We start from the raw sequence: 15,094 nt of genomic DNA, 5'->3' as shown, positions 1-15,094 counted from the left end.
GTGCGGGGTGGGCGTCGTCGAAGCGGCGCAGTTCCCGGAGTGTGCTGCCGAGGTTGTTCCAGGCGGTGGCTTGGCCGTGGGTGTCGCCGGCCTGTTGGAGCAGGGTGCGGGCGGTTTCGTGGGCGTGGCGGGCGTCGTCGAAGCGGCGCAGTTCAAGGAGCGCGCCACCGAGGTTGTTCCAGGCGGTGGCTTCGCCGTGGGTGTCGCCGGTCTGCTGGAACAGGGTGCGGGCGGTTTCGTGTGCGTGGAGGGCGTCGTCGAAGCGGCGCAGTTCCCGGAGTGCGAGGCCGAGGTTGTTCCAGGTGGTGGCTTGGCCGTGGGTGTCGCCGGTCTGCTGGTGCAGGGTGCGGGCGGTTTCGTGTGCGTGGAGGGCGTCGTCGAAGCGGCGCAGCTGCCGGAGTGCAAGGCCGAGGTTGCTCCAGGCGCCGGCTTGGCCATGGGTGTCGCCGGTCTGCTGGAACAGGGTGCGGGCGGTTTCGTGTGCGTGGAGGGCGTCGTCGAAGCGGCGCAGCTCCTGGAGTACGAGGCCGAGGTTGCTCCAGGTGCTGGCTTGGCCATGGGTGTCGCCGGTCTGCTGGCAGTGGTTGAGATCTGTTTGGTGTGCGTGGAGGGCGTCGTCGAAGCGGCGCAGTTGCCGGAGTACGAGGCCGAGGTTGTTCCAGGCGGTGGCTTCGCCGTGGGTGTCGCCGGTCTGCTGGTGCAGGGTGCGGGCGGTTTCGTGGGCGTGGAGGGCGTCGTCGAAGCGGCGCAGCTCCCGGAGTGTGCCACCGAGGTTGTTCCAGGCGCCGGCTTCGTTACGAGTGTCGTTGAGCGTTCTGCAGGCGTCGAGGGCGAGAGAACGGACCACGACGAGATCCTGGAGACGCCGACGCCAGTCCAGGTAGCGGCCGAGGGCGAAGCCCAGGTCAAGGCCGGCCTGGGGGGTGGTGTGGGCGGTGGCGATGAGGTTCTCACGTTCGGCGTCGAACCATGCCAATGCCTCTCCCCGGTCGGAGAACCGGGAGGAAACCGGGCTGCCCGGGGTGCGAAAATGGGTGTCGGCTGCCTTGGCGTGCACTGTGTAGTGGTCGATGAGCCGGTGGTGTGCCTGTTCGTAGCGGCGGCGCGGGTCCCGGCCGCGTGCCATGACGGCTCCGGCTTGTTCGTGGGCGTAGGCGCGCAACAGGTCGTGCATCTGCCATCGGCCGCGGACCGCCGGGTTACGCTCGATGAGGTGGCTGGCCGCCAGCCGCCCCAGGAGGCGGTCGGTGGCCGGCTGGGGCTGGTCGGCCAGGACGGCGGCGGCCGGGGTGGAGATGTCCGGGCCCGGGTTGAGGGACAGCAGACGGAACAGATCCTGCTCCTGCGGCAAGAGCCGGTCCAGGGACTGGTCGAACATCGCCCGCAGGCTGCGCTCTCCGTCGTTCAGCCCGTCCAGGACACCTTCCGTCTGGCTGAGGGCGTCTGCACGCTCGGACAGCGGCTGGCCGGGATCCTGGGCCAGGAGCGCCGCGGTGATCTGCAGGGCCAGCGGCAGACACCCACACGCCAGCACCACGCGCTCGGCAGCGGCCGGGTCGTCCTCGACCCGTACGTCATCCGGGTCGTTCTTCTTCAGCGCCGCTTCCAGCAGGGCGACAGCGTCCTCGGGCTGGAGACGGTTGACTGTCCGCATCCTGCCGAGCCCGGCAAGACCGTGCCGAGAGGTGACGAGCATTCCGTGATGCCCCGGCGGCAACAACGGCTGCACCTGGCCGACGGCGGAGGCGTTGTCGGCGACCACCAGCAACCGCTCACCCGCCTCCTGCCGGACGTTCAACTGCGACCGGTACAACGCCTCCCTGCCCGCCCCCGGCGGCGGAAGATGCTCAGGCCGCACACCCAGCGACCGCAGCAACGCCTCCAACGCGTCCTCCGCCTGCGCAGGGTGAGGGTCGTAGCCGCGCAGATCGACCAACAGAACGCCGGTGAACCAATCCCGACTCTGCGCGGCATGCCCCGCGGCGTAGGCGAGAGTCGTCTTCCCGACCCCGCCCCACCCCGACAACACGGCCACAGCAGGACCGTCCTCGGGGCGATCCGGGTCCAGTACGCCCAGGATGAACGCGAGGTCATCCGCACGCCCGGTGAAACCCGTTGGCAGCTGCGGCAGGGCGTCCAGCGCGGTGGGTACGGGCGCGTACTGCTGCACATACGTGTTCGCGGTCAGGGAGCCCTGTCCCACTACCTGACTGTTCGTGAACTTGGCAGCACGATAGTCGTTCCGGACCGCACCACCCACCCGTCCCTGGCCTCGTCTCTGGGCATCCCCGCTCTTCTTGCCCTTGCGCTTGGCGCTGCTCTTGCCCCCCACGATGCTGTCCTACTTGTCGTAGTTGTTCGTGACGGTCATGCTTCCGCTGCCCAGCACCTGACTGTTCGTGAACGTCGCCCGGCTGAAGTCGTTATGCACTGTTTCATTCGGTTTGGTGGCCTCGGCCTGTGCAACCAGGGTCTGCAGCTCGGCCACCACCTGCCGCTGCTCAGCCTCCGGCAGCTCCTCGAGCAAGGCTTCGAGGCGGGTCTGCCACCTTGAGACCTGCGCGATCTGCACCCGCTCCGCCTCGTCGCCCTCTTGGGCGGCCTCGAGTGCAGCCTGGGTCTGGTCCAGGCGCTCCAGTTCCGCCTGCTCGCGTCCGGCTTCGCCGCGGCCGAAGATCCGGGCGAAGCCGCCCCGGATCCCGTTCCACGCATCCGTTCCCGCGGCCTGCACGATCGCACCGCCCCCGGCAGCTGCAACAGCGACAAGTCCCTCGACCAACATGGCATCCCCCACATCACAAGAAAGGACCATCAGCGTAGTTCGACCACGCACCGCTATCAGCCAATTCCTGACAAGAGCGCCCCTCCCTACGCTTTTCATCGCAGTCCAAGGTCGGCGTGGGTGGTGAGCTGATCCTTTGATGGCCATCACTATCGCCATGCTTCGAACACCGCCGACAGGCTTCAAGCCAGTCGACGTCCGAACGGCACTTCGTGAGTTCGCCTTCAGCACCAAGCGGCGCGAGGAGGCGCCGCCGGACGTCTCCGCCATCCTCAAGTGGGTGGAACGGAACACGCTGTCCATGGCGGCCTGGGAGGACCCCGCCAAGGTGGACGGAGCGCTGCGCGCTTTCGATGTTCGGCTGGACGGCACACGCGCTGCCGCCAGCTCCGTTAAGCGCAATCGGCGCGTCCTCAACGTCGCCATGGAGCACGCGGTGAAGCGCAAGGTCCTGCGGACGAACCCCCTGCCGAAGGGCAGGGGGACGGCGCCGAAGACTTCGTCCGCGGTGGACAGGCGGGCATGTGTTCTTCGCGGCGCTCTATTACGCCGGGCCGCGATCCGAAGAGGCGGTGGCGATGCGTGTGAGGGACGTACGGCTGCCCGATCCGGACGCCGCGGATCAATAGTGCGAGTTGCTGTTCCACACAGCGCAGCCGGAGGTCGGCAAGAACTGGACTGATACGGGAGCCATCCACGAAGAGCGGGGCCTGAAGGGGCGAGCCGCAGACGACATCCGCGGCGTTCCGGGGCATCCGTCGCTCACGAGGATCCTGCGCGAGCACATCGAGGCCGAAGGGCTGAAGCCAGGCGATCTGCTGTTCCAGGGGGAGAGAGGCGAGCTGCTTGCAGGCTCCGTCATTAGCCGGGCATGGCGATCTGCTCGTGGCAAGGTCCTCACCCCTGAAGAGTTCGGCTCACCGCTGGGGAGGCGCGTGTACGACCTGCGGCACACTCGGCTGACTAAGTGGCTGAACGACGGCGTTCCGCCGGCGCAGGTCGCGGAGTGGGCGGGGAACAGCGTGCCGGTCCTGCTGGCCGTCTACGCCCGCTGCGTGTCCCGTCAGCTCTCGGAACTCAAGAAGCGGATGGAAGCCGGGGAAGATCTCCCCGAGCTGCCCGACGCGGGCTGACGGGGAGCGCGGAGAACTTCTCCGTGCATTCTTCGTGGCCACCCGCAGGAACCCGGTGACAGCCGGACAGCGCCGGACCCTCCCCACCGTGACCTGGGGGCGGTCCGGCGCTTACGTGTTCGCTACGCGGCCCTCGCTACGGTGCTGTGACCTGCAAAAAAGACCCTCCCGAGGGAGGGTCTTACGTCGTACGGGATGTGTGCCCCCGGCAGGACTCGAACATGCGGCCAAGCGCTTAGAAGAGACTGGTCCAGTTCCCGCCAGTCACGGCCCTGACCTGCGACGCACCGTCTGTGCCCCTGGCTGAGTCCACCTGCGCACCCGTCAGCCCACCGGAACTCGACATTCTGCTGCCCGCGTGGCTGCGACAACGTGCGACCAATGTCGGATTTCGGACTGTTGGCTCATTTGGTGCTCTACCCGCGTTGAGGACGTCTGGTCATCCTGTCGGAGAGGGATCAGGCAGGTCAGCTGGCTGGGTGCACAGGGCGCTAGGGGGTGGCCGGTGGCTTACGTCCCGATACTCAAAGCCAAGGCGGGCGAGTTCCAGGCACTGGAGCATGCAACACCAGAGGTCCGCTCCCGCATGCGGCCAGTTCTTGAGCTCGTACCTAATCCCGAGCTGGTCAGGGATCAGCTTGAGACCTTTAGCGACCGTGCGATGGATGCGATACCAACCGGTGTGGTGCTGACCGTCGACTGCGGCGCCCTACCCGCGACCCGGGTCCTCGAAGGCGCCAGCGGAGGCCCCATCGCACGACTCAGCGAATCGCTGGGCCTTAGAGGCGTCGACATGCGTCCGGTAGTCCGGACCACTGACACAGCCGATGTCCTGCACGAAGCAGCGGACGCCAGCAGGTCTCATCAGCGCGGCGCTTGCCTGCGCGTGGCAACGGGGCCAGACGAAGCTACGCCGAACCAAGAGCAGATCCGAGCAACGCTCCGGACACTCCGCCTCGACCCTGAAGAGGTAGACCTCCTCCTCGACGCAGGGCCCGTTCAACCTGGGTCCGCAGTGGGCGGCTTGGCAGAGCGTGTCATGAAGCTTCTCGATCGCATGTCGCAGTGGCAGTGGCGCCACGAGTGTGTAGCTGCCGGCGCCTTCCCTGTCAACCTGACTGGCTTTCCCCGCGGCCGGGCAACACCTGTGGCCAGGCAGGATTTAGAGCTCTGGAAGCGGGTTGCCCATCGCTGGCATGGCCAGCCACCAGACTTCGGAGATTTCGGCGTCACACATCCCCGCATGCCAACCCAGAGTCGCGGGACACCAGACCCGAACATGCGCTACACGACACTGGACAACTGGCAGGTCTTCGTCTATCCACGCGTGCGCCCGGGAAACGACGACTTCTTCACTCTGAGCCAGGACCTCGTCTCCTCGCCCCACTGGCCGGCCGCCGGTCCGCGAACCTCCTGGGGGGACGCACGGCTACACGAGTGCGCCCATCGGCAGCGCCCAAAAGCAGGCGGCGGAACGCAGTGGCGAGCCTGGGCGACGTCCCACCACTTGGCGATGGTGACTTCGGAGCTTGCAACCTGGGCGCGTTAGTTCCCGGCGGCTCGTCGCCGTCCGGGACGACGTAGTGGGTCGTGCCCATATAGGCAGAAGGTCGGGTTGTCTCAGTTCATGTACTAAGTGGTAGAACACGTGAATGTTTTGTGTGTCGAGCGCTGCCTACTTCTCGGCTCGTGGAGACCCCTATGACTCAACCGCCGCCGCCTGGCTATGGCTACCCCGGGCGGCCCTCGCCTTACGGCGTCCCGCCGTATCCGTATCCTCCGGCCCCGGTCAGCCGCTGGTGGCAGCATCCGGCGCTCATCATCACGACCCTGATCATCCTGCCGCCCGCTGGAATCGCGCTCGCGTGGATGAGCCGTTGGAGCCAGGCAAAGAAGATCATCGCCACCGTCCTCGCCGCCCTCTGGTTCCTCACCCCCTTCCTCGGCGACCCGCCGAAGGATGCTAAGGACGACGCCAAGCCGAAGTCGGTGGCGACGAGCAGCCCGTCACCGAGCACGACACCGCCCCCCACCCCGACGCCAGCAGCCAAGGCCCAAATGCCCGCCGTCGTTGGCGTGGCGTACTCGGAGGCCAAGAGGGCTATCGAAGAGTTGGTCGTCAGGGAGTTGAAGGCGATTAGCGCCTACAACGATGTTGATCTACCCAAGAACTACGCGAACTGGATCGTCTGCTTCCAGAGCCCCAAGGCGGGGACAACTCTCGAGCCTGAGCACGCCAATCCGAACGTGCACTTGGTGGCACCGGGTGCGAAGTGCCCGGACGCGCCATCCACCAACCTGCGCCCCACTCCCACTCCCACCCCGACGCCCGACGGCAACGACTCGGACGGCTCGACTGGTTCGTCTTCGAGTGGGTCATCCGACGGTTCGGACGGCGGTGGCAGCAGCGTTGGCACCGTTACCCCCGGCGCGTACTGCTCGACGACGGGAGCCACAGGCGTCAGCAAGAAGGGCGTCGTCTACACCTGCAAGGGGCCGGGCCAAGAGCGCTGGCGCCGCTGAGGAAGCGTGCGCGATGCGGCTTCGATCGACGAAGGTTCCCGTCTCTGGCGGGAACCTTCGTCGTTTCTGCACGTTGCTCGGCCGCATCACACGGCTCCGGAGGGCGTAGTTCTTTGAGGCTCGGCTACCCATCTGAGCTGCGAGAATGCTGGGCCGGGCTTGGGCTGGCGGCTAACTCACTCGCGGTAGCCGATCAAGGGCCCTCGACTGCTTCGTCCCGAAGCAACTTGGATAGGGGCTCGACCCTCGGGCGTGTTGAGGGTGATCGCACAGTCCCCAAAACCACGACAGTCGACGTCAGATAGATCACACAATTACTGACTGACCCCAGTCGCTGCAGGTGCTAAGAGGCGTATCCCCCTCATAGTTTCCAACCTGTACCCCCACATCAGCGATCCCATTACTATCACTGGCGTAGGTGTCTGCGTTAATGCCCCCGTTATTTGCGCCGTCCGTGTCCTTGCGCCACGGCCAATAGACGATGTCGCCAGAGCTAGTCTTGGTCAGGAGGCGAGCTCGCGCGTGGTGACCGTCGGCCGCGTTATCGTTAAGGCCAATCCGCAGATTTATGCGCGTGGGTGTACCCGAGTAGTTCTCGGTGAACACCCACCCATCCGCCCCGGTCACCCTGCATTGCACGTACCAATAGTAGTTGGCGGCACTCGCGGGAGTTACGGCAAAGGCGCTTATCGCGGCGGAAGCGGTGACGATCATCAAGCCTTTGAGTGCCTTATTCATCTACAATGCCCTTTTCTGATCTCTTAAACTGCAATGGATGCATCGAAGTGAATCACTAAATTGACTCAACGGGATTTAATACCATGCCTCTGTGATTTGTCAAATGCGTAGAGGGGTTTAGTTAACGGATTTATTGATTCCGGTTTTCCTGCAAACGGGTTGCATCGCTGTCTGTTAGCGTTCGAACTATAGCCATAAAGGCGAGGAAAGCGGACTTTACTGCTCGCAATCTGCGGATCTAATGGCTCTTGGTACCTTTCCAAAGCACGGTCTATCCCAGCTCCCATCCCGTCTGTCTGTGACCACGCCCGCTCGGTTCTGGCTGGGGCGCAGTTGGTCGGAATGGGAGCCCACAACGCTCACCACGCTCCGGCCGGCACACGCAAACTGCGCCCCGCCCATCCCGGAGTCTGAGCGCCTCCGCAGGAGGCATCTCTCTGGGCTGCTCGAACCCTTTAGGCCCGACCCAATCGGGTTCCCCGCCCCGTGTCGGCCGTCTCTCTCGGGCTGGCGTCGCGTTCGGTGCGCTGCCTCCCGGCCGGGAGGGGGAGCGGTGCCGGCGACAGCGGCAGCCACGGCTTGGGGCTGCGGCGCGCGCCGCGCTTGCGTAGCGCCTTGATGAGATAGAGAAACCTGTAACAGCTCACTTCGTTGTTGGGAAGGTGCGACGAACTGGCGCCGTCGAACTACTCACTCCCGAAGGTGGGCACGCCGTTGTGCGCACAGCGAAGCACTCAGTTGCGCGCACTACCCGAAGGAAGTCGCCTCCGGCGCCTGCGACCCATCAGGGTCGGCGTCACAGACTGGCTGCAACACTCCGGGGTGTTGCAGCCAGTCTGTGACCGGACACCCCGGACAGCTCTCATTTTGGCTGTCCGGACGATTATTGCAGGTCAGCGCCTTAAGCGGACAGTTGGACAGCTGGGACACCTGCCAGCACGGTCACGGCGAGCCCGGACGATTCGTCCGGGTCTTCCTCTGCTCGGCCCGACATCCTGGTTGTGGTGGTTGCCGCTGGGATCTCTTACGCGTTCACCGCCGCGTCGATACCGTGAAGACGCCCCTACTCAGCAGCGGGAGGCAACACCCCATGCGTGGTCTTGGAGATCACCTCAGCATCGGCGAACGAATCGCTTTCTACCGGAAGCGCCGCGGATACACGCAAGAGGTGCAGGCCGGACTGGTCGGCCGTAGCACCGACTGGCTGGCGAAAGCAGAGTCCGGGCGCCGCAAGCCGCCGCGAGTCGACATGCTCGCGGAGCTTGCGCGCATCCTGCGGGTCCCCCTCGGGGACCTGGTGGGGCAGTCCATGCTTGTGGAGGACGAGAAGCAGCAGGACGATGTGCCGGCCGTCCGCGACGCGCTCATGAGCCCGCGGCGGCTCTCGCGTCTTCTCTTCGGTCCGGAGGCGGACGCTCAACTCCCCAGCCCTGCCCCGGCTGCAGTACGTGTCGAGAAGTCGTGGAACGACTACCAGGGTGGTCGGCTCGGCAGCGTGATCGCAAGTCTGGAAGACCGGCACACGGAAGCAGGCACGCAGCACCACGCATACGGTGCGGTGGGCCCTGGACGGCAAGGAATGGCGTCAGCCATTCGCGACGGCCGCGCTCGCGGATTCCTTCCGCTCCGAGTTGGTCAGTGCCACTTGCCGCGGAGAGGCATTTAGCCTCGCCACGGGTAGGTCCGTCTCGCATCAGTCGGACTCCGGCGCCGTGAGCTGGTACGACTTCGCTCTCCAGTTCACTGATGCCCAGTGGCACCGGACATCGGGCAACAGCCGGAAGAACGTGGCCAAGGCGCTGATGACGTCGACGATCGCGCTTCTGCGTACGCCCCTGCCAGCCGCATTCAATCCGGTCGATGTGCGGACCGCCCTCCGAGAGTTCGCGTTCAACACGAGGCGTCGGGAGGAAGCACCGCCCGAGAAGGCCGTCATCCTGAAATGGGTTGAGCGGAATACCCTCTCCATGGCCGCGTGGGAGGAGCCCGCCAAGGTTGACGCAGTGCTGAACGCCGTCTCAAGCCTGCTGGATGGAGCGCCTGCTGCCGCGAGTTCGGCAAAGCGCAACCGCAGGATTCTCAACGTCGCCATGGAGTACGCGGTCAAGCACCGCGTACTGCGATCCAACCCCCTGCCAAAGGGGCGGGGGACTTCCCCGAAGACGTCGTCCGCGGTGGACAAGCGTGCACTGCTCAACCGCAGCCAGGCTGCACGCCTGTTGGGCTGGGTCCGCCGTCGGCCGCGCGGTGGACAGCGTCTCCACGCATTCCTCGCCACGATGTACTACGCGGGGCCGCGGCCCGAGGAAGCTGTCGCGATGGTCGTCCACGACGTGCGGCTCCCAGACGAAGATGCCGAGGACCAGTGGGGCGAGCTGCTGTTCCACACGGCCCAGCTAGAGGTCGGCAGGAACTGGACCAACGATGGTCAGGTCCACGAAGAACGAGGCCTGAAGGGGCGAGCGAAGGACGACATGCGGTCCGTGCCGTGTCGCCCAGCCCTGACCAAGGTGCTGCGTGCCCACATCCAGGCGGAGAAGTTGAAGCCCAGCGATCTGCTCTTCCCGGGGGAGAAGGGGGAGATGCTCGCAGGTTCGGTCATCCGGCGAGCCTGGAGGACCGCACGGCGCGAGGTCCTCGATCCGCAGGAGTGCGCCTCTCCGCTCGGCAAGCGGGTGTACGACCTACGGCACACTTGCCTGACGAACTGGCTCAGCGATGGTGTTCCGCCGGCACAAGTGGCGGAGTGGGCGGGCAACAGCGTCCCGGTTCTGCTCGCGATCTACGCCCGGTGCATCGTCGGCCACCTGCCGGATCTCAAGAAACGCATCGAGGCCGGAGGGGACCTACCGGATCTGCCGAAGCCTTGAGCTCGGCTCCGGACGCGCCACCGCGTATCCACCGTGGCCACCCGCAGAAACCCGGTGACAGCCGGACAGCGCCGGACCCTCCCCACCGTGACCTGGGGATGGTCCGGCGCTTATGCGTTCGCTACGCCGCCCTCGCTACCGTGCTGTGACCTGCAAAAAAGACCCTCCCGAGGGAGGGCCTGATCTCGTGCGAGCTGTGTGCCCCCGGCAGGACTCGAACCTGCGGCCAAGCGCTTAGAAGGCGCCTGCTCTATCCACTGAGCTACGGGGGCCGGTGTCGGCCTCGATGGTGCCGGAGAGCGCTGAATCAAGCCATCCGTGACCATGCCGGGACAAGGATAGGGCTCAGATCGCCTCGTCCCGGTTGCTTCACCTGCGTGGCACGATGTGGAGGTTCAGTGAAGCGAACCGATAATCGCAGGTGGGTGCGATTCATGCACCGCTTTTGACGCCTCACGCCCCGGGTGTTGTGCACTCGTTATGCCTGCGCCCCACTCGTCCCCTCTGTCCCCCGACGTGGATCCGCCGCGCAGAGGGTGCCTATACGCTTCAAAAAGGCGTCAAAATTGGGCATTCTTCACATGTGGTAACCATGGACGTACGGCCCCAGCTCATCGACGCACTTTCCGCCCTGCGCGACCGTGTCGCTGCCGTGCGTCTTCCACTCCCGCTGCCGGGAGCCGCGCGCTCCCGGCAGACGAGGACCGAACTGCTCGCCCAGCTCGACGACTACCTGCTGCCCAGGCTCAAGGATCCCGATGCGCCGCTCCTCGTGGTCATCGGTGGATCCACCGGCGCCGGCAAGTCGACGCTCGTGAACTCGCTCGTGGGATGCCGGGTCAGCGAGGCCGGTGTGCTGCGGCCGACCACCCGCACCCCGGTACTCGTCTGCCACCCGGACGATCACCACTGGTTCGCGGGGGTACGGGTGCTGCCGCAGCTCACCCGGGTGTGGCTGCCGCCGGGGCAGGCACCGGACCCGGACGGGCTCGACCACCTCGGCCCTGAGGGCGAGGACGACACCGTGCTGCGCGTGGAGACCGCAGCGACCCTGCCCCGGGGACTCGCACTGCTGGACGCCCCGGACATCGACTCGCTCGTCGTACGGAACCGGGTCCTGGCCGCCGAACTCATCTGTGCCGCCGACGTATGGGTCATGGTGACCACCGCGTCCCGGTACGCCGACGCGGTGCCGTGGCATCTGCTGCGTACCGCCAAGGAGTACGACGCCTGCCTGGTCACCGTCCTGGACCGGGTTCCGCACCAGGTGATCGCCGAAGTGTCCCGGCAGTACGCGGCGCTGCTCACCCGGGCCGGACTGGGCGAGGTGCCCCGCTTCACCATCCCGGAGCTGCCCGAGTCCGCGGGCGGCGGCAGCGGACTGCTGCCCACCACGGCCGTCGCGCCGCTGCGCGCCTGGCTCACCCACAGGGCACAGGATCCGGCGGCCCGTCAGCAGGCGGTGGGGCGTACCGCGTCCGGGGTCATCGACTCGCTCAACGCGCGGATGCCCGAACTGGCCGGGGCGGTCGCCGCGCAGTACGCGGCGTCGGTGCGGCTGACCGGCGTGGTCGAGGAGGCGTACGGGGCGGAGTCGTCACGCGTCCGCAGGCGGCTCCAGAACGGTGCCGTGCTCGCGGGTGACGCGCGTACCCGGTGGCGCGGATATCCGCTGTACAGCACCGCCGGGGAACTGCTCGACGCACTCGTGGAGAGCCTCGCGGCCCTGCTCCAGTGCGCCGTGGCAGCCGCCGACGAGCAGATCCGCACCACCTGGCAGCGCGAGCCCGCGGCAGGGGACTTCAGGTTCGAGGAAGCGGGCCGGGAAGCAGGTGGGTGGGGACCGGCCGAGGACATCCAGGGCCGGATCGCCATGGCCGTACGGCGCTGGCGGCGCGTTCTGGAGGAAATGGCCGAGGAAGAGGCGCGGCTGCTGGAACGCAATGCCGCACCCGACGCCGAGACGGTGGCGGCGCTGCTTGCGGCCGCCCTGCTCGGCGGGCGCCGGGCCCGGGGTGCCGGGGAGCAGCTTGCCGAACGGATCGGCGCCCAAGGCGCACTGCGGCTGCGCGACAAGGGCGGAGCGCTGCTCACCAGCTATCTGGACCAGGTCCTGCACGGCGAACGGGACCGGCGGCTCGCCCCCCTCGACGCGCTCGAAGTGGCCCCGGAACCGCAGGCCGAACTGATCGCCGCGCTGTCCGTACTGCAGAAGGAGAGGTGGAAGCGATGACCGCTGTCACTGACCAGGGCCGGGACCGGGGGCAGGGTCCCGAGCACGGAAGGCCCGACGGAGCGGCCGAAGGGGCGGCCGACGGGGTCGAGGGCGCCGAAGGAACGGAGGGGGCGGCAGGCCGGCGCTGGGACGACGGACTCATCGCGCGGCGGGCCGCGGACGCCCTGAAGGAGAGCGCAGAGAGGGAGCGTCCGCCGGACGACGACGTACGGCCCCAGGTCGAGGCGTACGGACTGCAGGGTGGCTCCCTGCGCCCGCGCCTCGACGCGCTGCGCGAGCTGGTCGGCCTCTCCCGCGCCAGGCTCGACGGGGACACCCTCGCCGAGGCGGGGCGCGTCCTGGACGAGGCGTCGGCCCGGCAGCGGCTCTCCTCACGGCACACGGTCGTTGCCATCGCCGGGGCGACCGGCAGCGGGAAGTCGACCCTCTTCAACGCCCTCGCGTGCTCACAGATCTCCGAAACCGGGCTGCGCAGGCCGACCACGTCCGCGCCGATCGCCTGCAGCTGGACCGACGGAGCCGCCGGGCTGCTGGACCGGCTGGCCGTTCCCGGCCGGCTGCGGCGCAGGCCCGTGCAGGGAAACACGGACGTCGACGAGGCACTGCAAGGGCTCGTGCTGGTGGACCTGCCCGACCACGACTCGGCCGCGACCGGCCACCGGGAACAGGTGGACCGGGTCCTCGCGCTGGTCGACGCGGTGATCTGGGTCATCGACCCGGAGAAGTACGCCGACGCGGCCCTCCACGAACGCTATCTGCGACCGCTCGCCGGACACGCGGAGATCACCTTCGTCGTTCTCAACCAGATCGACCGGCTCCCCGGAGAGGCCGCCGACCTGGTCCTGGACGATCTGCGCAGGCTGCTCGACGAGGACGGCATGGCGGTGGGCGAGCACGGTGAGCCGGGCGCCACCGTCATGTCCCTGTCCGCGCTCACCGGTGACGGGGTGGCGGACCTGCGCGAGCTGCTCGGCCGGTTCGTCCAGGACCGTACGGCGGCCGCGGCACGGCTCTCCGCCGACGTGGCCGCGGCAGCCGCGCGGCTCAGGCCGGTGTACGTCGCCGAAGGGCGCCCCGGGCTCGGTGAACGGACGCGTGAGGAATTCGCCGACCGGCTCGCCGAAGCCGTCGGCGCGGCCGCCGCGGGGCAGGCGGCGGAGCGCGAGTGGCGCAGGAACGCGGGAAGGGCCTGCGGGACGCCGTGGCTGCGGCTGTGGCGCTGGTACGAATCCACCCGGCAGCTCGGCGGCCTGGACCTGATGGCGCAGGCGCTCGCCCCGCCGGAGGAGGAACTCACCGCCCGGCAGCGCGTGGAGCAGGCCGTACGCACCCTGGCGGACGATGCCGTCGTCGGGCTGCCCGCGCCCTGGGCCCAGGCCGTGCGCGAGGCGGCGGTGAGCGGGGCGAAGGGGCTGCCGGAGGCGCTGGACGAGCTCGCACGCAACGCCCAGGCCGGCTCCGGAGCGGCAGGCCGGGGGCGTGCGGCGGGCGGCGGGCACAAGGGTGCCGCGGATCCCGGTGCGACTGCCCCGGGCTCGAGGGGTGCGGGGGCGCGGGGAACACAGGGGATGCAGGGAACGCCGGGCGGACCGGCCGGGTCGAGGGCCCAGAGTTCAGGGCTCCTCGGCTCAGGATCCCTCGGTTCCGGGGCTTCCGTCAGGGGCGTCGCTCCTGCGGCGGGGGCGCTCGGCGGCCGGACCGTCAGGCTTCCACGGCCCGCGTGGTGGCCCGCCGCCGTGCTCGCGCAGGCATCGATGACGCTGCTTCAGATCTTCGGCGGACTGTGGCTGCTCGGTCAGATCGTCGGCGTGCTCGAACCGGGCCTCGTGGTGCCCGCGCTGCTCATGCTCGCCGGGGTCGTCGGCGGACCGCTCGTGGAGTGGTCCTGCGCGGCTGCCGCACGGGGCCCGGCGCGACGGTACGGGCAGGAGGCCGAAAGGCGCCTGCGCGAGGCGGCGTCCGGTTGCGGCCGGGCCAAGGTCCTGGACCCCGTTGCGGCGGAACTGGCGCGCTACCGCGAGGTGCGCGAGCGGTACGTGGCGGTGACGGAGTTTTCCACAACCGGCCGGTAGTCCACAGGCGCCGGCAGGATTCCCGATTTCCGTCCAGCATGGGAGCACACCGGATCCCACCGGACCGGTGCAGGACGGATACGGGGGACGAAATGAACGAGACCTTGGTGACGCTGGTGGGAAATGCCGCGACCGGAGTGGAGTTCCGGGAGACGGCCACGGGGGGAATGGCGCGATTCCGGATGGCGGCGACTCCGCGTCGATGGGACCGCGAGAAGCAGCACTGGGCCGACGGGCACACCAGCTTCTACACGGTGTGGGCGTGGCGGACGCTGGCATCGAATCTGGCCGGTTCCGTTTCCGTCGGAGAACCCCTCGTCGTGCACGGCCGTCTGAAGGTGCGTGAGGAGGAGCGGGACGGGACCTGGAAGACCTCCGTGGACATCGAGGCCGTGGCGGTGGGACACGACCTGACCCGGGGGACAGCCGCCTTCCGGCGTGTGGTGAGGGGTGAGCCCTCATTGACGGCCCGTCGGACGCGCCCGACGGGGAGTGCGGCCGACACGGAGACGCATGGCGGCGAGGCAGGCGGCAGCGGGGCAGACAGGAGCCGGGCAGACAGGAGCGGGGCGGTCGGGGGTGCGGCGGTCAGGTTCCCGGAGGAATCGGCGCATCGTCAGAAACAGGCCACGGAGATGGTGTCCGTGTCCTGAAATAGGCCGGACGCGCCGGAGAAGGCGATAACGATTACGAGTCGGAATGGTTATCCAACGGTATGACGGGGGACTGCCCCTCGCCCG

Annotated in this window: 10 protein-coding genes and 1 tRNA gene; 8 read left to right on the top strand and 3 right to left on the bottom strand. The window is 67.9% G+C overall.

Annotated features, from left to right (window positions below; genetic code table 11):
• The coding region (locus tag ACFW9O_RS10180; protein ID WP_384607152.1) for a tetratricopeptide repeat protein at window positions 1–2,203 on the bottom strand (2,203 nt) is incomplete at its 3' end.
• Window positions 2,204–2,341: 138 nt separating this feature from the next.
• A complete protein-coding gene (locus tag ACFW9O_RS10175) occupies window positions 2,342–2,782 on the bottom strand; it encodes a hypothetical protein (protein WP_384607150.1) in 441 nt (146 codons plus the stop codon).
• Between the two features lie 635 nt (window positions 2,783–3,417).
• Between ACFW9O_RS10175 and ACFW9O_RS10170 the strand changes: the two genes are divergently transcribed.
• The 5 genes from ACFW9O_RS10170 to ACFW9O_RS10150 all read left to right on the top strand — a co-directional run bounded on the left by ACFW9O_RS10170 (window position 3,418) and on the right by ACFW9O_RS10150 (window position 10,046).
• Window positions 3,418–3,915, top strand: coding sequence for a hypothetical protein (locus tag ACFW9O_RS10170; protein ID WP_384607147.1), 498 nt, complete (start codon window positions 3,418–3,420; stop codon window positions 3,913–3,915).
• 358 nt (window positions 3,916–4,273) lie between these two features.
• Entirely contained in the window at window positions 4,274–5,464 is a 1,191-nt protein-coding gene (locus ACFW9O_RS10165) for a beta family protein (RefSeq protein ID WP_384607144.1), read from the top strand.
• A gap of 152 nt (window positions 5,465–5,616) precedes the next feature.
• Window positions 5,617–6,438, top strand: coding sequence for a PASTA domain-containing protein (locus tag ACFW9O_RS10160; protein WP_384607141.1), 822 nt, complete (start codon window positions 5,617–5,619; stop codon window positions 6,436–6,438).
• Between the two features lie 1,828 nt (window positions 6,439–8,266).
• The gene (locus tag ACFW9O_RS10155; RefSeq protein WP_384607139.1) at window positions 8,267–8,842 is read left to right on the top strand and encodes a helix-turn-helix domain-containing protein; all 576 of its coding nucleotides are present in this window, start codon (window positions 8,267–8,269) and stop codon (window positions 8,840–8,842) included.
• Window positions 8,843–8,888: 46 nt separating this feature from the next.
• Window positions 8,889–10,046, top strand: coding sequence for a tyrosine-type recombinase/integrase (locus ACFW9O_RS10150; RefSeq protein ID WP_384607137.1), 1,158 nt, complete (start codon window positions 8,889–8,891; stop codon window positions 10,044–10,046).
• Window positions 10,047–10,245: 199 nt separating this feature from the next.
• On the opposite strand, the gene ACFW9O_RS10145 is transcribed toward ACFW9O_RS10150, so the two are convergent.
• Window positions 10,246–10,318: transfer RNA gene (locus tag ACFW9O_RS10145), tRNA-Arg, on the bottom strand.
• 320 nt (window positions 10,319–10,638) lie between these two features.
• On the opposite strand from ACFW9O_RS10145, the gene ACFW9O_RS10140 reads away from it, so the two are divergent.
• The 3 genes from ACFW9O_RS10140 (at window position 10,639) to ACFW9O_RS10130 (ending at window position 15,007) form a co-directional block, all read left to right on the top strand.
• A complete protein-coding gene (locus ACFW9O_RS10140; protein ID WP_384607134.1) occupies window positions 10,639–12,279 on the top strand; it encodes a dynamin family protein in 1,641 nt (546 codons plus the stop codon).
• Window positions 12,276–14,354: a GTP-binding protein gene (locus tag ACFW9O_RS10135; RefSeq protein ID WP_384607131.1), complete on the top strand. Its 2,079-nt coding sequence runs from the start codon at window positions 12,276–12,278 to the stop codon at window positions 14,352–14,354. Before ACFW9O_RS10140 ends, ACFW9O_RS10135 begins: the two co-directional genes overlap by 4 nt.
• A 92-nt stretch (window positions 14,355–14,446) precedes the next feature.
• Window positions 14,447–15,007, top strand: a complete 561-nt coding sequence (locus ACFW9O_RS10130) for a single-stranded DNA-binding protein (protein WP_384607128.1) — start codon at window positions 14,447–14,449, stop codon at window positions 15,005–15,007.
• The last annotated feature ends 87 nt before the right edge of the window (window positions 15,008–15,094 follow it).

It is taken from the genome of Streptomyces sp. NPDC059499 (genome assembly GCF_042749285.1).
Taxonomy (GTDB): Bacteria; Actinomycetota; Actinomycetes; order Streptomycetales; family Streptomycetaceae; genus Streptomyces.
Note: the sequence above shows the minus strand (reverse complement) of the source record. Positions and strands in the feature narration are given on the sequence as shown.